This window comes from Caldicoprobacter guelmensis, assembly GCF_016908415.1.
In the GTDB taxonomy this organism is placed as follows: Bacteria; Bacillota; Clostridia; order Caldicoprobacterales; family Caldicoprobacteraceae; genus Caldicoprobacter; species Caldicoprobacter guelmensis.
In genome coordinates, this window is the sequence record NZ_JAFBDW010000003.1 from 197,076 (window position 1) to 218,344 (window position 21,269).

A 21,269-nucleotide genomic window follows, 5' to 3' on the forward strand; every position below is an offset into this window, starting at 1 on the left:
TTCCTCCTTTTTAATTATTCTCCTTCATTTAACGCATAAACCTTATTGCTAAAATCATCCAACAGGCGTTTACATTTTTCTAACATTTCCTCTGCCTGCTTCTTTAGTGGGGCACCAAAAAAATCTCTACTATTTATCTTTTTTAACCATTCCACAAGCTTGTTGTATTCAGCTTCGTTTTCTTCGAGTTCAATATATGTGAAGTTTTCTCTCCTTGTTTCCTTTTCAATTTCAAGGAAAAAGTCTTCACATTTTTCTAAAAACTCTTGGTATTCCTCATCTCTGGCTTTATTAAACAGATTGATTATGTCATCTGTGTTTCCCGTGCTAAGAAAATCAGCATTTGCGATGTATGCAATACCGCCGTTTTCAATTATTTCTTTTGCCATCTCATTGAAAAGTTTTAAATGTTCTTCGGAAGCAGGAAGAACCCACATTGATTGTCCAATGCTTACAGACCCGCATTTTTTTAATTTTCGCCATACACTTACTCGAACTCGGGACTGTTCTTTCGGCAAGGTGAAATTCAATATTAACCATTCTCTACTGCTCAAATCATCCCCTCCTTTCATAAATGTAATACTCATAACATGTAATAAGTATACAAACCACCAGGAGAATTGTCAATAATCAAAAAACTGCATTCCAATAAAGTTGAATACTTTCCTGTCATATGAAAACAATAAGTAGTGTCGAATATTTCAACCTAAAAGAGGTGTGAAATGAAACAGGAGATATTTACATTCCCGTTGTGGGACGCCTTCCAGGAAAATACCGAGTGTCCTCTATGCCATGTAATGAAGAGAGCTGAAGAATCCTATATTTCAGGGCTGTTCAGGGATATGGTTAACGATGTAAATTTTCACAGGTCGCTGGAGCATATGAGCTTTTGCTCGATCCATTTCCAGCAGCTTCTAAATTACAGGGATAAATTTGGATTGGCTCTCATCGTGGATAAGATATTATTGCACGAGATGTCAAAGCTGCAGAAGTTTAAAAGGATGATGGAAATACCTTACTTGTCGTCAAAATATCCTGTTTTGAACGTCATTAAGAAAATATTCAATCGGCACATAAATCATCATACAGAGGAATCGGCCTGCTTTTTATGCAGTCATTCAAGAGATACAGCACACAGTTATGCTGGGTCCATAATTCAGCTATGGACATGCAATAGCAAATTTCAATCGCTGTACGAAAACTGCAAAGGCTTTTGCATCGGGCATTTTCATCTTTTAATCGAAGAGGCTCAGCGCCTGCTCAGCGGCCCACAGCTTAAAAAATTTTGCCAATCTACCTTTGCGCTACAAGAAAATAACCTAAAAAGGCTTAATGATGAATTAAACTGGTTTATCAAAAAGTTTAATTATTACTACATTGACAGCCCGTGGCATAATTCTCGTGATTCACTAAAAAGATGTATCTTTAAAATAAAAGGTGACTCCATCAATCAAGAATAAAACATGTACGTCCCAGCCAATCTATATATAAAAAAGCAATGGTGAGGAGTTGTACATATGCTAGTGGCATTTTTTCGAGCTTTAATACTTTATGTCGTCGTAGTAACAGGAGTAAGAATTATGGGAAAACGGCAGGTGGGTGAGCTGCAGCCGTTTGAGCTGGTGGTTACCATAATGATAGCCGAACTGGCATCGGTGCCCATGGAGAACACGGGTATACCTCTTTTGAACGGAATCGTACCCATCCTGGCATTGCTTTTAGCAGAGGTAATTTTCTCTTATGTCACTTTAAAAAGCGAGAGGGCCAGAACCATTCTATGCGGTTCGCCCAGCATAGTGATACAAAACGGCAAGATTGTGCAAAGGGAGTTAGCCCGCTTACGCTATAACATAAATGACCTTTTGGAGCAGCTGAGGGAGAAGAACATAGTCAACGTATCAGACGTTGAGTTCGCAATACTTGAGACCAACGGCCAGCTAAGCGTCATACCCAAACCTCATAAGAGGCCGGTAACCGCCGAGGACCTCAAGCTCTCCACCCGCTATGAGGGCCTACCATACACCCTCATCATGGACGGCCACATACAGCACAAAAACCTTACGAAGGCAGGTCTGGACATCAACTGGCTACTGCAACAGCTTGAAATTCACCGGCTCAAACCCGAAGACGTATTTTTCGCCTACCTTGATAGCCAGAGAAACTTACAGATAGAAGAAAAAGAGAAGCGGAGGTGAATTCGTTGAAGATACCCTTTATAATGCTAGCGATAACCATCGCGTTTTTTGTTTTCGCCGTATGGACCCAGCATTCCCTTGAAGCCTCTGCTAAAAAGTTAGAACATAGATTAACAAGCTTAGAATCAGCCATAAAAAGCGATAGCTGGGAGATGGCCGACAGTGAACTGGAGTCTTTAACAAAGCTGTGGGGCCAAACCAAAAATTCATGGCAGATATTTATAAACCACGAAGAAATAGACAATATAGAGGCAACGCTGGCAAGGGTAAAACAGCTGGTAAAACTGCAGGAAAAAACCGACTCACTGTCTGAAATTTCGGCCCTCAGGCTTTATATAGCCCACATTCCACAAAAGGAATCCCTGTGTCTTGTAAACATCCTTTAGGTTAATAGGAGGTGGATACAAAACGAGCTTTTTGAGGCTCTCCTCACAAACACAATTCATTTGGGCTGTTCCGGCTAAACAACAGTCTTTAGCCCCAAAATATATCGGCATAATCCTCTTCAATATACTCGCTGTAGAAATCTATAAACAATCTAGATTTAGCCGGTTGAGAAGCACGATCCTCCACCTGAACCCTGCACAAAAAGTCCTGATTTTCAAAGAAGCTTATGGCTTCGTAGTCCCAAGGAATATCAGTGCGTTCATATATACCATATCGTTCCAAATCCTTCAAAAACGGTTTTATCTTATCCTCCGAATCTACATCCACCTCAACGCTTCCTTTTTGCCTCAGCTCCTTGATGATCTCATCGGTCTCCCCTGTCTGATAGCGAAAAGCTCTTTCCACACACATCACATCCTTTCTACTTTTTCAAATATTGAGTACCTGCCTTAAAAATTTACCTGTATAGCTACCCTCTACATTTGCCACCTCTTCGGGTGTGCCCTGGGCCACTATCATCCCGCCTCTTTCTCCACCTTCTGGCCCCAAATCAATGATATAGTCAGCCGTCTTTATGACATCCAGATTGTGCTCGATGACCACCACGGTATTCCCCCCCTCGGTCAGCCTGTGCAATATGTCGATCAACCTGTGAACGTCAGCAATGTGCAGCCCCGTGGTGGGCTCGTCCAGTATATATATGGTACGGCCGGTGCTCTTCCTGCTGAGCTCAGTGGCCAGCTTAACCCTCTGGGCTTCGCCGCCGGATAAAGTGGTTGATGGTTGTCCAAGCTTGATGTAGCCCAATCCCACATCATACAAGGTTTGCAGCTTCCTGTGAATCCTTGGTATGTTCTCGAAGAACTCCATGGCCTCCTCAACCGTCATATCCAGCACATCGGCTATATTCTTGCCCTTGTATTTTACCTGCAGAGTCTCACGGTTATACCGCTTTCCCTTACACACCTCACACGGCACGTATACATCTGACAAAAACTGCATCTCGATCTTTATAATGCCATCGCCACGGCAGGCTTCGCAGCGACCCCCTTTGACGTTAAAGCTGAAACGCCCTTTATTATATCCCCTTACCTTTGCATCGCTGGTCATGGCAAATACCTCGCGTATATAATCAAACACACCGGTATAGGTAGCAGGGTTAGAACGCGGCGTCCTGCCTATTGGAGACTGGTCGATGTTTATAACCTTGTCGAGGTGTTCGAGCCCCAGTATCCTTTCATACCGTCCCGGCTTTACGCTTGCGCGATGAAGCTCCTTGGCCAGCGCCTTATAGAGGACCTCGTTCACTAGAGTGCTCTTGCCCGAGCCAGAAACGCCGGTTACACAGGTCATTACCCCCAGTGGTATTCTGACGTTTATATTTTTTAAATTGTGTTCGCTGGCCCCGATGATTTCAAGCCATTTGCCGCTGGGCTGCCTCCGCACAGCAGGAACCTCTATTTTCTTTTTGCCGCTCAAATACTGGCCAGTAATGGACTCTGGACAATTCATAATATCCTCGACGGTACCGGCAGCAACCACCCGTCCACCATGGGCTCCGGCTCCCGGCCCCATGTCTATGATGTAATCAGCTGAGCGTATGGTCTCCTCGTCGTGCTCCACAACGATTACGGTATTCCCCAGATCCCTGAGCCGCTTCAAAGTGCGTATCAGCCTCTCATTATCGCGCTGATGCAGGCCTATGCTGGGCTCGTCGAGTATATAAAGAACTCCCACAAGGCTGGACCCGATTTGGGTAGCCAGCCTGATGCGCTGAGCCTCACCACCCGATAACGTTCCCGCAGGGCGCGATAAAGTCAAATAGTCAAGTCCCACATCCACCATGAACTGGAGGCGGGAGCGGATTTCCTTGAGTATTTGATGGGCAATTAGCTGTTGCGTAGGCGTAAGTTTAAGGCCATCGATGAAATCCAGGAGCTCCTTGACCGATAGATTGGTCACCTCGTATATATTAAGCCCTCCCACCGTGACGGCCAGAGCTTCGGGCTTCAGCCTGGCGCCTTTGCAAACAGGGCATGGAGTATTGCCCATATATGCTTCAATCTCTTCACGGGCTGATTCGGAATCAGTCTCATGGTAACGCCGCTGCAGATTTGGGATTATACCCTCAAAGGGAGCCATAAAATAACCTGAGCCATGTCGGTCATATTTAACCCTGATCTTCTCCCCTCTGGTACCATACAATATGATATCTACAATTTCCTTTGGCAGGTCTTCAACAGGGGTATCCAGGCTAAAACCGTAATGCTCGGCCAGCGCCTCCAAAAACATCCTGGCTATGCTGTCCCCATTGGCGCTGTTCCATCCAGGAACGGCAATTGCTCCTTCAGCTAAACTCAAAGAAGGATTGGGGATTACAAGTTCGGGGTCAATCTCCATTAAAACGCCCAGCCCATGGCAGTTGGGACAAGCCCCAAACGGGCTGTTGAACGAAAACAGCCGAGGCGTCAGCTCCTCTATGCTGATACCGCACTCAGGGCAGGCATACTTCTGGCTGAAGAGGACCCCCTGCCCCCCGATCACGTCCACAACCGCCAATCCATCGCTTAATTTTAACACCGTCTCAAGCGAATCGGTGAGCCTCTGCTCGATGCCTTTCCTCACAACAAGCCGATCGACCACCACCTCGATGGTGTGCTTCTTGTTCCTATCAAGCTTAATCTCCTCCGAAAGCTCACGCATCTCCCCATCTATCCGAACCCTCACATAGCCTTCCTTCCTTATGTCCTCAAGCAGGCGTACATATTCCCCTTTTCGCCCTCGCACCAGAGGAGCCAGAAGCTGAATCCTGGTCCCTTCCTCCATTCCCATGATATAGTCAACCATCTGCTCAACCGTCTGCTGCTTAATCTCCCTGCCACAGTTGGGACAATGGGGGATGCCTATCCTGGCAAACAGAAGGCGAAGGTAGTCATATATCTCGGTAACCGTTCCCACCGTGGAACGGGGATTCCTGCGAGGCGTCTTTTGGTCAATGGAGATAGCAGGGGAAAGCCCTTCAATGTAATCTACATCTGGCTTCTCCATCTGCCCTAAAAACTGCCGGGCATACGCCGACAGCGATTCTATATACCGCCTCTGCCCTTCGGCATATAGGGTATCAAAAGCCAGCGATGACTTACCGGAACCGCTGAGCCCTGTCACCACCACCAGCTTATCCCGGGGAATCACCACGTCTATGTTCTTTAAGTTGTGCTCTCTTGCACCCTTTACGTATATCACCTTGCCATCAATCATGCGTCAACCAAACCCTCTTCCGTTTTGTAAGGATTTTCTTCTCTACTGCGATTCAGAATACAGTATAGCAAAAATCCCTACAAAATAAAAGGGAGGATTGTATCACTCCCTTCCCCATGCCCTGTCAGCAACAGCCTTATGTTCCTTTATTCCTACTATTTTAGGGATGTTGCTGGCATCCACCGGCTCATCGGTTAAATCATACTTGAGCTTCAAAGCTATAATCCGCCTCACCGACTCATTAATGCGCTCCATCGGTATTGTACCATCATGAACAGCTTTGATGATGGCCTCAAAGGCTTGTTTCTGCTTTTCATAAGTATGGCATATCGACACTATATCAGTCCCAGCCAGCACCGCCCGTACAACCGCTTCCTCTAATCCGTAATTCTTTTGTATGGCCCCCATCTCCATATCGTCCGATATGACCACTCCTTCAAAGCCCAACTCCTGGCGCAGCATTCCCGTAATTATCTCCCACGACAGGCTGGCAGGTACCTTTTCTTTGGTTATATTTGGGAACAGTATGTGAGCCACCATAACCATATCAGCCCCTTCCTCAATGGCCTGCTTGAAAGGAATGAGCTCAAAGCTTTTGAGACGCTGCATGTCGTGTTCCAATCTGGGAAGGTCCACATGGGAATCCACAACGGTATCGCCATGTCCCGGAAAATGTTTTATTACAGGTATAACGCCACCATCTTTAAGTCCTTTCATTAGGGCAACTCCGAGGTGCGCAACAACCTCAGGAGTGGTGCCCAATGCCCTGTCGCCAATAACGGTGTTGTTGGGGTTGCTCAATATGTCTAGAACTGGCGCAAAATTAAGATTAAAGCCGTAAGCTCGCATTTCAGCAGCCATCACCTTTCCCACATCATAGGCCAGCTGTGTCGAGTTTTCCCTGCCCAATACCAAATTTGCCGGGAAACGGGTAGCATCCTCCGGAAGGCGATTGACCTTCCCACCCTCCTGATCCGCTGAAATTATGAGCGGAAGAGGATTGTCTTTGTTAAGTACTTTTAACTGGTTAATGAGACTAACCAGCTGCATGCTGTTCTTGACATTTCTGGGAAAGAGTATAATGCTTCCTACGTGGTAGTTTTGTATCATATCCTTGATATCGGAGGAGGGTTCAAATCCGTCAAAGCCTACAATAAGCATCTGGCCCACTTTTTCCTTCAGGGTCATTTTGCTAATATAGCTTTCGATTTGAGCATCCAAAGAAGATGCCACTTGAGAATTGTTTGGGTTTTGAGCATTAGCGCTTTGAGTGTTCGGCTTTTGCTCAGATTGCTTGCCTTCATGCTCTGGCTCTAAATAGCTTTGTTTTGTATCCTTAAATCTCTGATCCCACTGTCCCGCCGATCCATTGCCCTCATCATCAAGCGTTCCGCCATCTTGGCCGGTAGTTTGAGCATCTTTCCCTGTATTGTACAGGGAGGAGGCATTTTCGTCAGCCTTCAAATCACGGCGCGTATATAGTCCCTCAATAGAACAGCCTGACAACAAAAATGTGCCTATGAACAAAGGTAACAACAAAATGACCAACACCTTGCAAATATTTCTCATGTTTCTCCCCCTTGATTCTGCAATTTTTGACAAGATTTACCAAAACGCTCATTTCTAGTTTGTGTTATCAATTTCCCCAAAAAAGAAACTTTGTTACTAATTCATACAGAAAGTTTGGAACAGGCTCGCTTGGATGGGTTTGTAAAGACTCTCCGTTTAACCTCCCCGAAACCTCTGTCAAATGTTGTAATAGCAAGTAAATCATAAAGGATATTAAATTAGTGACTATGCCATATTTAATTTGGGGGAAATCTAACAATTACACCTTTATTTTGACATAACAAAAGAGATTATAAGCAACCGGCAAACAGTTTTGTTTCAAAAACACACTTTTATTCTTGATCTATTACCTGCTATAATTTAGTTATTTTACAAAAATTTCTATATTCCTGCGAACATAAAAATTTTTAAGATTGCATTTAAGGGACAACCAGCCTACCTCCTATACCACCTACAGCATCAGTACCAGGAATCAAATCAATATCAATGCTCTCAAAAGCATATTTAAACACGGCTTATTAGAGATCTTCCATCATTGTCGCATAAGCATCGATTTACTAATCACTCATTGAAAAAACAATGCTCATAGCTACAAAATATCCTCACGTAATACAAAACAAGGATGGCTTTCTAACGCCATCCTTGTTTCATATCACAATTACAACCTCTCCAAAATCTTCACCCCATACGGCGGAAGTGATACACGGCCTGTAACGTTTTCACCCGTTATCATATCCTTAAACCGCATATCTTTGAGGTCTACTTGCCTCTCTTCGGGCACAAAATTGAGTATGAAAACGAACACCCTCTCTCCATCTGTGCGCATCTGTGCCGTCACGCCCTGAGGCAGCTCAGTATCAACCGCTCTCTTTAGATTCAGCTCCCTGATGAGCGCTCCATAAAAATCTGTAAGGAAATCCCCGTTGTTCCTAAATGCAATATAATACGCCTTGCCCTTACCAAAGGAATTTACAGTCAGAGCAGGTCTGCCGGCATAGAAATCGCTCTTGTAAGTGGCCAGAACCTCCGCAGTTTCAGCGTGTATCAAATCACACAGCTCTCTGGCCTCATACTCGCCTTTAAGCCCCAGCGGATTACCATCCTTCAGCACCACGTGGTTTACATCGTGGTCGTACAGCGCATCTATCTCCTCAGACCATATTCCGGTCACCTTTCTCAAAGGCCCGGGAAACCCTCCGAGAAAGCATAGGTCATTCTCATCTACAATACCGCTCCAGTATGTGGTTACAAAGGTGCCTCCCTTTTCCACAAATTTCTCTATCCTCTCGGCCACTCCTGGACGTACCATGTACAGCATAGGAGCGATAAGCAGCTTGTAACCCGAAAAATCGCAGTCCATATCTATAACATCCACGGGCACGCCGTTTTCCCAGAATGTCCTGTAATGAGACTGGCAGGTCAACAGATAGTCCTTTTTCTCCCGCCGTGGTCCCTGCGCATCGTCTATTGCCCACCGGTTTTCCCAGTCATATATTATCGCAACCTCCGGCCTTACCGTCGTACCTACGATAGGATCCAGCTTCTCAAGCACCTTGCCTACTTCTGCAACATCCTTGAAAACGCGCGTATTCTCATGGCCGCAGTGATCAACCACCGCGCCGTGGAATTTCTCCACACATCCCCTGCTCTTGCGCCACTGGAAGTATTGCACCGTATCCGAACCGTGAGCCACCGCCTGTATAGACGACAGGAGGTGCATACCAGGCCGCTTTAGTTTAGCCACCGGCTGCCAGTTGGTCATGCTGGGCGTGCTTTCCATTAACATAAAGGGCTTCCCACCCTTTAGCGAGCGATTTATGTCATGCACAAAAGCCACTTTGTATGCAAGTTCCCAGTCAGGCTCCTCTCCATGCCACATCGGATAGTTGTCCCATGAAATCACATCGAGCTCAGGAGCAAATTTCCAGTAATTCAGCCCAGTATATGTCCCCATAAAATTGGTAGTGACAGGAACATTTGGCGTGATTTCGCGCAACGGGGCAATCTCGTTTTTCATGAACTCGATGGTCTGATGGGTTACAAACCGCTTCCAGTCCAAATTGAGTCCATGGATAGACCCTTCCCCATGAGGTGCGGGAGACTGTATTTGGTCCCAATCGGTGTATGTATGGCTCCAGAAACCTGTCCACCACGCACGGTTGAGCTTATCTAAATCATTGTCATACTTCTTCTTCAGCCATTCCCTGAAAGCCTGCTGGCACAGCTCACAGTGGCATTCACCCCCATATTCATTGGATACATGCCATGCCAGAAGGGCAGGGTGGTCCTTATAGCGCTCAGCCAGCTTTTGATTTATAAGGCGCGTCTTTTCACGATACACAGGCGAGGTATAGCAGTGATTATGTCGCCCTCCAAACAGTATCCTCTGGCGGTTGGGCAAAACCCTGAGCACTTCTGGATATTTTTGAGCCAACCAAGCCGGTCTTGCCCCGCTGGGAGTAGCTAAAATGACATACACGCCGTTCTCGGCCAGCTTGTCCATAATGGTATCTAGCCATCCAAACTCGAACTTACCTTCCTCAGGCTCCAAGCTGGCCCATGAAAATATCCCCACCGACATCACATTACAATGGGCTAACTTCATAAGGCGCATGTCTTCATCCCATACCTCGGGCGTGTCTTTCCATTGATCGGGATTGTAGTCACCGCCATGGAGAAAATGCGGAAACTTTGGGTTTATAGGGGGATACTTCATCGGTTTCATAAATATCACCTCTCAATAACTATATTATGCCTGCCTTACGCACGCCAGCTTATGCCACTCTTGATTACCCTTGCAGGATTGCCTGCCACCAAAGAATTCGGTGGGACATCCCTATTTACAAGCGAATTCGCGGCAATAACGCAGTTGTCGCCTATGGTTACCCCTTTCAAAATAGTACAGTTGCACCCTATCCAGACCCTATTCCCTATTTTTACAGGTTTACTTATGGAATTTTGCTTACCATCTTCATAGATGATGGTATGGAAATCGGTATCCAGGATGGTTGTACCCCACGCGATGGCGCAGTCCCTCCCAATGCTAATGCTGGTTGCACAGTGTATAACCGACGATGCGGTTATATAGGTGTTGTCTCCTATAGTCAAGCTGGCACCCGGCTCCAAAATTACTCGCACTCCTGGCCCCAACTTCACTCTGCCTTCTATGTGACAGGTTGAATTTCTGGCTAGCTTCAAATAAGCGCCATCACCGCTCTGCTCGCCAATGTATCTGCCACCCAGATACAACCGCCCATCAACCTGCAGCCTGGCCTTACGTGACTTTCTAATTTTGCTTCCCACATCAACGATAACCGGAAACCTATAGAATTTGATCCCAAAAAACCTCAGACCCACAAAAAAGCTATAAATGGCATTGAAAATGAGCTTTGGATTACTCCAAATAATCCTCAATGCCTTTCTTATCTTCGACTTATTAAACCAGCGGAACCCCACCCATGGGTTGTATCCCTTTTGAACAACGGTTTCTACTTTGTCATCGTACATCGTTCTTCACCCTTTCGATCTTATGTACAAACTCTTTTACAGTGCTGGATAGGTGGGCTCCGCTTAAAACAAATAAAATAGGATACAAGTAACTCCCGATTAGCTGGCAAGCCATGTAAGCTCGACAACAATATAACCCTATCCGCCAACTCTATTTTAACATCCTTTTATCTCTTGTACAAGCATATTTAACACACAGTTTAAAATTGGTAACTCGCATAAGTCCATAGACGATATAAATATCTCATTTAGAACCGTATTACTTTCCCCTCGTCTGCCGACTGCCTGGCTTTCAAGCACGCCTCGGTCACATAGAAGGAGTCATGAGCTGTAACCAGGCACTGACCTTCTCCTTTTATTTGCCTCAAAAAATCTATAAATATGTTCTGCTTGGGCATGAGCGGCACTTCCCTAATGCCATCTATCTCATCGTTTATCAAGTACACCTTGCCATCCCTCACCTCAAGAACGCCCCGGGTGCCCACAACGCGCAAACGGTCATCGTCGTGGGTAGGTGCCTGCTTGGGACGCAAATAATCTATGCTTACCGAGCCAAACACCTCATTTGAAAAGGTGAAGTGGCATAAGGCCGACACCTCAAGTTCTCCATGCTCACGGTTATACCTGGCAGAGTGGGAAGCAAAAACCGATTCAAATTTTTGGCCGCCGAACCAGTAAAGCCAGTCAATGGCATGGCTTCCCACCCATGGAATGGTGCCCCCGTAAGTTGAACGCGATTTGTAAAATTCGCTTCTCTGGCCGAGTTTATACGATTTTTGAGCATTCATCAGCCGTATCTCTCCCACCACACCTTCTTTCACCAGATTCCATGCCGTAATGAAATGGGCAGAATACCTGATTCCAAACATGGCCGCAAGGTGCACACCTGAACGAGAATGAACCTCCTTAAGCTGCTCCAGGTCTTCAAAGGTGGTGGCAAGCGGCTTTTCCACAAAGGCGTGTATCCCCCGTTCAAGCACCTGCATTGTAACTCTGGCGTGGTGGCCAAAGAAGCAGTTGACCACTGCTATGTCGGGCTTTACCTCATCAAGCATAGTTCTGTAATCGTCATATATTTTAGGCACATGCCCTATTTTGCACGCTGCTCTATAAGCAGGGCTTATATCTTCTCCTTCCGAACCCGGAGCTACTCCTACAATAATAACACCTCTGTCCTCCTTTATTCCTTCAATTGCGTAGTTATAATGACCGCTGGAGCCTATAATAACGACTTTCATCCTATATCCTCCCCCTTAAAATACTGGTATCCCCTCAAATCCATCGTTTTACCGGCTTTTGCCCATTCTACGCCAATTTCATGTGGCAGCTTCCATTCCTGGTAACATCTCTTCAAAACCTCATTTAACCCTTCCACCCAAGTTATTTTCGTGTTTTCATTGTACTTGATCAGATTTTCCGGGAAATGCGATATGCGCGGTACTGACTCCTGCATACCGTTGATACACAGCGTGTGAGAAGTAGCAGCTTCGATGCCGCACACCACAGGCTGTATACCCTTAACCGCATCTATAGTCATCCACAGCTTCTTAACCCCTTCTTCCTCTGGATTGCCGTACACCTTGTAAGTGCCATCATCAAATACAGCTATTATATTGTCACTTTTACCCTCCATTGGGCCGTATACAACCTTTGCCTTTTCAAATTCAAAGCAAAAAGTGGGATTAACAGTTTCGGTAACAGCATGGGTCACATAAAACAGCAATTCCACACCTTCTTCAGTAAAAATCCTTACAGCAGCAGTATCGAAGTTTTCAATGTTATTGGCGCGATAAAGCTCCGCTGTAAGTTGAGCGGGCTTTGCGCTCTTATCCTGCTCCTGGCCTAAGACGTAAAACATGTTGTGCAGATGATGGGCTGTCGCATTGTTGGCAACGCTGTCCAGTATCCACCTGCCTTCTGCATCTCGCAGTTTACCAGCCCATGCCCGCCGGTAATAATCTTTATTTCTGGGCCACAGCACAATGGTCTTAAACCTCTTGGGCCTGCCAAATAAGCCCGATTGGATGTCCTTTTTAAGGGTACGTATGGCATCGGTGTACGACCATTGATAGCCGATTGCAACGATTTTGCCAGCACGATCCCTGGCCTCCATCATCTGCCGAGCTTCCTGAATGGTTGCGCTCACTGGCTTTTCACACAGCACATTGTTCCCTTGGGATAGAGCATAACAGGTTTGAACGCAATGAAAATGAATAGGGGTCGATATGATGGCCAACTCAGCTTTAAAGCTGGCATAAAACTCCTCCATTGAGGAGAAAATGGGGATCTCCATATCTTTAATCTTTTGCAGATTACGACATCCTTCTGGCCTAGGGTCAATTGCCCCTACAACTTTAAAGTCACCTCGCTCAAGATTATTGAGCAGCGCATCGACGTATATATTACCGTATCCGCCGATGCCTACTAATACAATAGAAACCCGATTATCGTCGTACATATTCATCCCTCCATAAAAAGATATTCAAACTCGCAAACGATTGCATAAACTTTAAATTAAAAATTTAAATGTAAGTTAGCACAAACATGTACAACGGAATAAAAATAAGGCTGGCCATCGTGGTAACCGTCACCATAGCAGCCGCATACCTGTAATCTGCCTTGTAAGCTTGAGATACAATGGCTATCTGAGTCATAGTAGGCATTGCTGCCTGGATGACAAACACCTTTTTCATCAGTACAGGCAAAGGCAAATAATACATAAAAGCTAATATTAGCAACGGAGCCAACACAAATCTACCCAATAATACAGCTACCATGTCCTTATCAAACCTTATATCTTGCATTTTTATAGAGTTTATAACAATACCTATGTATAACATTGATAAAGGAGTGGTTAAATTGCCCATATATTTACAGGCATCCATAATAAACTTGGGAAGACGAACATCAAACAGTATCAATAAAATAGCCAATAAAAAGCCTATTAAAGGAGGAGATAGCAAATTTTTAATCCTTCTTGATAGAGTGGTTACTTGACCATTCAAGCCATCGCGCTGAATTCCACTTACACCCATAGTCCAAAACAACACTGTATTTGCAACATAGTACAACAACACAAAGGATGTGCTTTTCTCTCCAAAAAGCGCAACATTAACCGGCAACCCTATAAATACCGTGTTAGAAAAGGTAAACATGGCTAAAAAGACGCCGTGTTTATGGGATGGTACATTAAGTAACCTTACTATCATCAGCCCAATTCCATACAACAGCAACATACATAATATAGGTATAAATACGCCCAACCCCGCTTCGAATAACTTCTTTCTATCAAATGTAGACAACAAATTCGAAATCATCAGAGCAGGTAAAGACACCTTTACTACTATCTTAGAAAACAGCTCGGACGTACGCTCGTCAAACCAACCACGATAGCTGAGCACATAGCCTATTGAAACCATAATCAAAATACTGAGTACGCACTGGACAGCATCAAAAACCCCCATAATTGCAAGGCTCCTTTTCAAATTATTTCATTTTAAGAGGTGCTTTAAATATTATTCCATCTATCTTCCACAATCCCGCTCGCTTTTGAAGTAATATTACCTTCTCTCCATTCTGCCACGGGGGAGGGATTTTAACTTCTTGGTCATCACTTTTGGGCTTTGCCACTATTTTGGGAATTTCTTCTTCGACAACAACTCTGGCTGAATCATTCCAGGGCCAAGCCCATAGCCATTTAATACGCAATCGAAGATTATAGTCTTGTATAATAAAATTTTCATACTGATTGTTATTCAATAAAGGGTCAGAGCTTAAATAAGATGAAGTAAAGAACTTGTTTAAAGAAACATTTTTCTGTTCCTCTAATATTGCTGCAGCCCTCTGAGTCATTCCCTCTGTCACCACAATATATATATTGGCACAATCATATGCCGTGAATGAAACCAAAACGATCGACCATATCAAAATCGCTATAATAATAAATTTTTTCACTATATATCGCATAAACTTAAGCATCACACTCAAAAACTAACACCTACCCACAAAATTATTTCAATTTACCACAATAATAACACAAAAAAGAGGAGTTTGTAAATTTCAAACTTGCCTTCAAACATATACCCCCTTCTCTATCAAACCTCCTATCATACCATCCTCAATCTTTTTCCAATCCACCTACCTAAGTCATCAACCAGCGAATATACGACAGGTACTATCACAAGGGTCAAAAATGTAGAAAGCGTTAAACCACCCATAACTGTCACAGCAAGAGGAACTTGTAACTCTGAACTTTCTCCTAATCCCAACGCAAGGGGCAAAAGCCCAAGTATGGTGGTTAAGCTGGTCATAAGTACCGGCCTCAACCTTATAGTCCCCGCCTGGACTATTGCTTGCTTAAGTTCTGCATAATCTTTGCGGATCCTGTTTATATAGTCCACCAGTACGATGCCGTTGTTTACCACGATGCCTACCAGCATTATAAACCCAAGGAAGGCTGGCACGCTCAAAGGTTTCCCGGCTATCAAAAGGCCGATAAGCCCTCCTGTAAAAGCCAGCGGTACGGTAAACATAACGGTAAACGGATGAACCAAAGATTCAAACTGCGAAGCCATTATCATGTACACAAGGAGTACTCCCAATACAAGTACCAATCTGAGGTCCCCAAATGCTTCCGACAACTGCTCTTGCTGACCACCATACTCTATGAAATACCCCTCGGGCAGTGGATAATCTTTCAACTTCTCTTGGATATCGCGCATAACCTCGCCAAAGCTACGCCCCTCATAGCTGCCGTTTACAGTTACCACACGAGACTGGTCTTGCCTTTCTATTCTGGCAGGTCCTTGCGCATACTCAAACCTGGCCACACTTTTTAAGGGAACTGCAATACCAAGCGGCGACATGACCATGACGTTTTCCACGTCCTGCAGTTTCATGTTGCCATCAGCCGGCAACTGCACCCTCACGTCGATCTCAGTCCCTTGTTCCTTGTATCGAGTAGCAACCATACCTTGAAGATGGCTTTGAACAGCGGTTGATACCAAAGCAGCATTAACCCCATACTGAGAAGCCCTCTGCCTGTCTACGATTATACGCAGCTCTGGGCGGCCTTCCTCAAAGCTTGAACGCACCTGACGCGTCCCTGGCACGCTTGATACAATTTTCACAATATCATCCGATATTTCCTGAAGCACATGCAGATCCTGACCTTTTATGCTTATGGATATAGGTGAACCCGTCATACCAGAACCCAATCCGACCAATCCACTGTCAGTGTTTACTTGTATCTGGCACCCTGCTATATCCTTAACCTTTTCCCTTATCTCTTCACCCACCTGCTGAGTGGTCCTGCTCCTCTGATCGAGGGGTTTTAATATAGCCGTAATACTACCCTGGTCTCTGACAGGGGCCCCCATTCCAAAACTCATACGCTGACCACCTATGACAGCCCACACCATATCCACTTCTGGAATCTCGTCCACTATCTTCTCGACTTTCTGGACTGCCTCCAAGGTCTCATCAAAGCTGCTCCCTTTTGGAAGCCTTATTTCTATCTGTATCTGCCCCTGGTCCACTGCTGGAAAGTACTCCACACCCACCAAAGGCAAAAGTACAATGCTTAGTCCAAAAACTACAGCCGTTATAAACATGACAGCCTTTCTGTGCTCCAGCGCCCATTGGAGCATGTGCCTGTACCGTTCTGTCAAGCGCTCAACAGCTTTATTTTTCCTGCTAAAGCCCTTACCTCTTATCAGCTTAGACGCCAGCATGGGTACCAATGTAATCGCCACCACCAGCGATGCCATGAGCGAAAAAGTAACGGTAAGGGACAGCTCCCTGAATATCTCTGCCGTCATGCCCTGAGTAAATACTATCGGCAAAAAGACGCTTACCGTCGTCAATGTGGAAGCCATTATTGCCATAGATATCTCGTTGGTACCTTTCTCTGCGGCTTCGCTAGGGTTTAAACCTTTCTCCCTCATTCTATATATGTTCTCGAGAGCTACTATGGAATTATCCACCATCATGCCTACGCCTAAAGCTAAACCACCCAGTGATATTATATTAAGGGTAATGCCGCTAAAATAAAGCAATACAAAAGTAGATATCACCGAAATTGGTATCGAGGTGGCAATGACCAGGGTAGGCGTGACATCTTTTAGAAATATGAACAATATGGCAATGGCCAATATGGCTCCTATGTAAGCATTGCTTGTCACTGCCGAAATTGATCTGTTTATAAATTTTGATTGGTCAATTATGTTCATAACAGTTATGTCAGGATATGCCTTCTTTATATTCTCTATCTCCTGGTTTACCTTTTCGGCCACACGTACGGTATTTGCCACACTTTCTTTATAAACCGATATGGAAAGGCTATCGTATTGATTCACCCTTGAATACTGCCTATCATCTTTTACGCCCCTTTCGACCCGAGCCAAATCCCTAAGCATATAGGTGATACCGGTAGAACTCACGACGGGCACATTCAAAAGTTCATCAAGGCTTTCAAATTGTCCCGAAATCCTGACCAACAAGTCATACTGCCCATCCTGCACAACTCCACCGGGCAAAGCCAAATTCTCAGCTCTCAAAGCGCTAACTATTCGGTCCATAGTCAGGCCATAGGCTATAAGCTTATCCGGATCAACTATCACCTTTATCTCTGTCTGCTTTGCACCCAAAACCGATACCGAGGCCACACCTTCTATCCGTTCTATACGCGGCTTGAGCACATCCTCCACCCATTCCTGCAGCTCCTCGTCGGTTTTGCCCTCTTGCGATACCGCAAAGCTCATGATGGGCAACATGTTAGGATCCAGCTTGAGCACTATTGGGTCAGACACCCCCTCCGGCAGCATGCCCCTTATCATATCAAGCTTTTCGCGCACTTCCAGCGCCGCCACGTCCATGTTGGTACCCTGGGTAAATTCCAGGATCACCAACGAATTGCCCTCGGATGAAGTCGATCTCATGGACTCAAGGTTACCCACCGTTGCCAAGACGCTTTCTATGTTTCGCGTAACTATGCTCTCCACCTCTTCAGGACCTGCGCCACTGTATTGCACCGACACCACCATTATGGGTAGATTAATGCTGGGTAGTAAGTCTACATTGAGCCGCGTCAATGAAACAAAACCCAAAATGAGCACAATCAGCACAACCATAACAGTTGTCACAGGCCTTCTAACGCTCAATCCTGCAATGCTCATAATCTTTCCTCCTGACTTTGTGCTTTGTACATTTAGTTGCATCTATTGCATTGGTCACATTTTGAACCTGCAATACACTTGTTCTACACCGACTGCGCTATAACGGCGCTTCTGTTATCTTGCTTATTAGAAAATTCTTTTTTAACACCCTTTAACCTATCTTTTCACCCCTCTTGCCTCACAACATTTACTTCCTGCCCTTCCTTTAGATAGGCCTGCCCCTTCACAACCACCTGCTCACCACTTTGTAGGCCTGAAATTATCTCTACCCTCTCACCATCGTCCATGCCAACCTTTACCTCTCTTCTCTCCACTGCCTTACCTTTAATTACGAAAACATAGGCATGATCCCCCTGCCTTATAATTGACCGCTTTGGCACCACCACCACGTTATCTTTCCTGTCTAGCACCAAGATAACCCTTGCAAACATGCCAGGACGCAACTTGCCAGAAACATTTTCAACCTTTATCCTTGCCGGGTAAGCCTGACTCCTGAGATCGGTAGATGGACTCACCCACTCAATCACGCCTTCTACCGGTTGAGAACCCATTGCTTCGACATATACCTTCACCCTTTGCCCCGGCTGTACCTTCGCTACATCAAATTCGGATAAGCGTATATCAAGTACCAAAGCACTCGTATCTATAACAGTAACCGGTGGTGATGTCTGTGTAGCCATCTGACCAGGCTGTACGCTTAAGCTGCTTACCACACCATCTATTGGCGAGAAGAGCTTCAGCTTATCGGCCGCGCTTTTGGCAGTATCCAGAGCAACCTTGGCTTGATTGAGCTGTGCGTCCAGCGTGTTGCTGTCATATGGCAGGGACTTTATAGCGCTTTCCAGCTCCAATTTGCTCTTCTCCAACGCCGCTTTTTGTTGAAGCAGCTTATCCAATCCATCCTGCAGCGTTTTTAGCTGCTCCTCTAGCCTAGCCTTCTGTTCCTCAAACTGCTCATCTGAAATGACGCCTTTTTGGCGCATCTCTTGAAGTTTAGCAATCTCCGGTTCAATGGCCTGCCTGGCCTCATTCAGCGACTTAGTAAGCCCCTCAATCTGCTTATCTAACTTACCAATTTCAGCTTGAAGCCTGTTCTTCTGGGACTCAAGGTCTTGCAGCTTCCTTTTTGACAGTTCCACCGAAGCTTTTGAGGCCTCATATGCCGCCTGTGCCTGAGCAATTTGCCTTTCAACATCGCCGGCCTCCAGCTCTATAAGCACATCCCCCTCTTTTACCTGCTGCCCCACTTTCACATGTACCTTGGATACCTTGGCCGGTATCTGGGGGATGACCATAGCTTCATTTATGGGCTTTAAAATTCCTGAAAACTCTTTTTCATTTTGAATGGCATCCACACCAGCGGTTGCCACTTCAACCGGCACTTTTTGCGATTCAGCCGTCTGCTGCTCACCCTGCGGCTCTTTGCTAAGGCCTCCAAGCGCTGAACAGCCTGATACAAATACTGCTAAAAGAGTTAATGCCAACAAGCATACAACCAATTTGATGCCCCTTATTTTCATGCCTATACCCCTTTCACTGATAAGCTATATCTATTATATCCATACATGTCACCTTAAAGGCAAATCATGCTGTTGGTCCTTACAAATTACCATCCAAATGTATATCAGAACTTCTTTAGTATTTCTAGACTATTTTGTAAGTCCCAATTATAGAAAATATTTTATCACATTTTTGGGGCAATTCGTAGAAAATCATTCTTTCTTCTGCTGTGAAAATCCTTAAATAGTTTCACTAAAAGAGCATTATTCCAACTATGCTTGAAAATCTGCACCCTTGATTTGAGAACTAAGGTTTTACAATATTAAAAGGAAAAATTGGTACATACATACTTTACTTTTGCACAAAAAGTATTGTACTTAGTACTGCCATTTAGTTCTTGAAAAACGTATTTAGAAAAATTATATATTTATACCTGGTATTATTATCTGGTATTATAATCTTAACACAATTATTTTTGAAAAGGGGTTGATCTCTTTGAACCAAATTCATATTGTCACCGACAGCACTGCTTATATAGATAAAGAATTTGTCAGGCAGCATGATATGAGCGTCGTTCCCTTATATTACAGTTTTGAAGGGAAAACTGAAAAAGAGGGGTTCCCAGGCGAGTTTCAGGATTTTTTCTCTCGTTTAGCCCGGTCTTCTGATTTCCCCACCACGTCTCAACCATCAGTCGGGGATTTTAAGGAGGTCTTTGAGTCTGCTTTAAAAAAGGGAAAGGAGGTCATTGCCCTCACCATCTCTTCTAAGTTGAGCGGCACATACAACAGCGCAAATACCGCAGCAAATCTCATTGGCAGCGACAAAATCTCCATCATTGACAGCCAAACTACAGTCGCCAATTTGCGGGTTTTAACGGAAATGGCTATAAATTTAGTTAAACAAGGGTTTTCAAGAAGTCAAATTGTTGAAAAAATTGAAGAGCAAAAAACGAGAATGGGAATCCGCCTAACGGTGGGGACTCTTGAGTATTTAAAAAGAGGCGGGCGTCTTACCAATGCTCAGGCGGTAATAGGCTCTTTTTTAAACGTAAAACCCATCATAGCTTTAATAGACGGCAAATTAGAAGCTATAGCAAAAGTCCGTGGAAAGAAAAAAGCGATGGAAAAGATCATAGAGGATATACCGAAAAAAGTATCGATAATTAATATATGCCAGATTTTTGCCCTAAAAGAGGCTCATGAGCTAAAATCCATCCTTAAAGAGAGGTACCCCCACGCCATAATTAACATTCAAGAGATAGGTCCTGTAATCGGTTCACATCTTGGACCGGAAGCTTTAGGTGTGTGTTATGTGTATTGAACCTTAAAAAACAGTTGTAGAATATTTGTTGTCCTGAAACTTAAAACCACCATATGTGCCAAAAAGCCAAAAAATGTCCTTTACATCCCCTAACATTTGTTGTATAATTATTCAAAACTGAATAGATGACTAACAACGCTAGGGGTGCCGAAAGGCTGAGAAAGGGCATGCTTAGAAAGCTTGCTCTTAACCCTTCGAACCTGATGTGGTTAGTACCACCGTAGGGAAGCGTTGTGGAGGATAAATCACCTCGACAAAAAGCCTACCCTATGGGGTAGGCTTTTTCAGTTCAATGCCCCTCTCTCCTTTCCCCCCTGTTAACACGCGTAACTTAAAATTTCAAATGAGATTTTAT

At 44.8% G+C, this 21,269-nt stretch carries 16 protein-coding genes and 1 riboswitch; of the genes, 4 read left to right on the forward strand and 12 right to left on the reverse strand.

The window, feature by feature from the left end; all coding sequences use genetic code 11:
* Positions 1-14: 14 nt before the first annotated feature.
* A complete protein-coding gene (locus JOD02_RS05355) occupies positions 15-554 on the reverse strand; it encodes a Chromate resistance protein ChrB (protein WP_204487640.1) in 540 nt (179 codons plus the stop codon).
* 168 nt (positions 555-722) lie between these two features.
* On the opposite strand from JOD02_RS05355, the gene JOD02_RS05360 reads away from it, so the two are divergent.
* Genes JOD02_RS05360 through JOD02_RS05370 form a run of 3 tightly spaced genes read left to right on the forward strand, consistent with a single transcriptional unit; the run spans position 723 to position 2,581 of the window.
* The gene (locus JOD02_RS05360) at positions 723-1,460 is read left to right on the forward strand and encodes a DUF6062 family protein (protein WP_204487642.1); all 738 of its coding nucleotides are present in this window, start codon (positions 723-725) and stop codon (positions 1,458-1,460) included.
* A 57-nt stretch (positions 1,461-1,517) separates the two neighbouring features.
* Positions 1,518-2,195, forward strand: a complete 678-nt coding sequence (locus tag JOD02_RS05365; RefSeq protein ID WP_204487644.1) for a DUF421 domain-containing protein — start codon at positions 1,518-1,520, stop codon at positions 2,193-2,195.
* A 5-nt stretch (positions 2,196-2,200) separates the two neighbouring features.
* Positions 2,201-2,581 (forward strand): DUF4363 family protein, encoded by a 381-nt coding sequence (locus tag JOD02_RS05370; protein ID WP_204487646.1) that lies wholly within the window; start codon positions 2,201-2,203, stop codon positions 2,579-2,581.
* Between the two features lie 88 nt (positions 2,582-2,669).
* Here the strand turns inward: JOD02_RS05370 and JOD02_RS05375 are convergent, their stop codons facing one another.
* The 11 genes from JOD02_RS05375 to JOD02_RS05425 all read right to left on the reverse strand — a co-directional run bounded on the left by JOD02_RS05375 (position 2,670) and on the right by JOD02_RS05425 (position 19,611).
* Positions 2,670-2,987: a hypothetical protein gene (locus tag JOD02_RS05375; protein WP_204487647.1), complete on the reverse strand. Its 318-nt coding sequence runs from the start codon at positions 2,985-2,987 to the stop codon at positions 2,670-2,672.
* A 24-nt stretch (positions 2,988-3,011) separates the two neighbouring features.
* Positions 3,012-5,840, reverse strand: coding sequence for an excinuclease ABC subunit UvrA (gene uvrA, locus JOD02_RS05380; protein WP_204487649.1), 2,829 nt, complete (start codon positions 5,838-5,840; stop codon positions 3,012-3,014).
* Between the two features lie 102 nt (positions 5,841-5,942).
* Positions 5,943-7,409 (reverse strand): beta-N-acetylhexosaminidase, encoded by a 1,467-nt coding sequence (nagZ, locus tag JOD02_RS05385; RefSeq protein ID WP_204487651.1) that lies wholly within the window; start codon positions 7,407-7,409, stop codon positions 5,943-5,945.
* 658 nt (positions 7,410-8,067) lie between these two features.
* Positions 8,068-10,134 (reverse strand): beta-galactosidase, encoded by a 2,067-nt coding sequence (locus tag JOD02_RS05390; RefSeq protein ID WP_394355743.1) that lies wholly within the window; start codon positions 10,132-10,134, stop codon positions 8,068-8,070.
* Between the two features lie 35 nt (positions 10,135-10,169).
* On the reverse strand, positions 10,170-10,916 hold the full coding sequence (locus tag JOD02_RS11615; protein WP_279380656.1) for an acyltransferase: 747 nt from the start codon (positions 10,914-10,916) through the stop codon (positions 10,170-10,172).
* 248 nt (positions 10,917-11,164) lie between these two features.
* A complete protein-coding gene (locus JOD02_RS05400) occupies positions 11,165-12,154 on the reverse strand; it encodes a Gfo/Idh/MocA family protein (RefSeq protein ID WP_204487652.1) in 990 nt (329 codons plus the stop codon).
* Complete coding sequence (locus JOD02_RS05405) at positions 12,151-13,374, reverse strand: Gfo/Idh/MocA family protein (RefSeq protein WP_204487654.1); 1,224 nt, start codon at positions 13,372-13,374, stop codon at positions 12,151-12,153. Before JOD02_RS05405 ends, JOD02_RS05400 begins: the two co-directional genes overlap by 4 nt.
* Positions 13,375-13,438: 64 nt before the next feature.
* Positions 13,439-14,380, reverse strand: a complete 942-nt coding sequence (locus tag JOD02_RS05410) for an AEC family transporter (protein WP_204487656.1) — start codon at positions 14,378-14,380, stop codon at positions 13,439-13,441.
* A gap of 22 nt (positions 14,381-14,402) precedes the next feature.
* A complete protein-coding gene (locus JOD02_RS05415; protein ID WP_204487658.1) occupies positions 14,403-14,768 on the reverse strand; it encodes a hypothetical protein in 366 nt (121 codons plus the stop codon).
* A 254-nt stretch (positions 14,769-15,022) separates the two neighbouring features.
* A complete protein-coding gene (locus tag JOD02_RS05420; protein WP_204487660.1) occupies positions 15,023-18,091 on the reverse strand; it encodes an efflux RND transporter permease subunit in 3,069 nt (1,022 codons plus the stop codon).
* 164 nt (positions 18,092-18,255) lie between these two features.
* Positions 18,256-19,611 carry an efflux RND transporter periplasmic adaptor subunit gene (locus tag JOD02_RS05425; protein ID WP_204487662.1) on the reverse strand — a complete coding sequence of 452 codons (1,356 nt, stop codon included), beginning with the start codon at positions 19,609-19,611 and terminating at the stop codon, positions 18,256-18,258.
* Positions 19,612-20,086: 475 nt separating this feature from the next.
* On the opposite strand from JOD02_RS05425, the gene JOD02_RS05430 reads away from it, so the two are divergent.
* Positions 20,087-20,914 (forward strand): DegV family protein, encoded by an 828-nt coding sequence (locus JOD02_RS05430; RefSeq protein WP_204487663.1) that lies wholly within the window; start codon positions 20,087-20,089, stop codon positions 20,912-20,914.
* A gap of 130 nt (positions 20,915-21,044) precedes the next feature.
* A riboswitch (TPP riboswitch) is annotated at positions 21,045-21,158 on the forward strand.
* Positions 21,159-21,269 lie beyond the last annotated feature (111 nt).

Coding starts and splice junctions, on each gene's coding strand:
- JOD02_RS05365 (WP_204487644.1), top strand. CDS start 1,518: ATGCTAGTGGCATTTTTTCGAGCTTTAATACTTTATGTCGTCGTAGTA.
- JOD02_RS05415 (WP_204487658.1), bottom strand. CDS start 14,768: ATGACTCAGAGGGCTGCAGCAATATTAGAGGAACAGAAAAATGTTTCT.
- JOD02_RS05390 (WP_394355743.1), bottom strand. CDS start 10,134: ATGAAACCGATGAAGTATCCCCCTATAAACCCAAAGTTTCCGCATTTT.
- JOD02_RS05420 (WP_204487660.1), bottom strand. CDS start 18,091: ATGAGCATTGCAGGATTGAGCGTTAGAAGGCCTGTGACAACTGTTATG.
- JOD02_RS05425 (WP_204487662.1), bottom strand. CDS start 19,611: ATGAAAATAAGGGGCATCAAATTGGTTGTATGCTTGTTGGCATTAACT.
- uvrA (WP_204487649.1), bottom strand. CDS start 5,840: ATGATTGATGGCAAGGTGATATACGTAAAGGGTGCAAGAGAGCACAAC.
- JOD02_RS11615 (WP_279380656.1), bottom strand. CDS start 10,916: ATGTACGATGACAAAGTAGAAACCGTTGTTCAAAAGGGATACAACCCA.
- JOD02_RS05410 (WP_204487656.1), bottom strand. CDS start 14,380: ATGGGGGTTTTTGATGCTGTCCAGTGCGTACTCAGTATTTTGATTATG.
- JOD02_RS05360 (WP_204487642.1), top strand. CDS start 723: ATGAAACAGGAGATATTTACATTCCCGTTGTGGGACGCCTTCCAGGAA.
- JOD02_RS05405 (WP_204487654.1), bottom strand. CDS start 13,374: ATGTACGACGATAATCGGGTTTCTATTGTATTAGTAGGCATCGGCGGA.
- JOD02_RS05400 (WP_204487652.1), bottom strand. CDS start 12,154: ATGAAAGTCGTTATTATAGGCTCCAGCGGTCATTATAACTACGCAATT.
- nagZ (WP_204487651.1), bottom strand. CDS start 7,409: ATGAGAAATATTTGCAAGGTGTTGGTCATTTTGTTGTTACCTTTGTTC.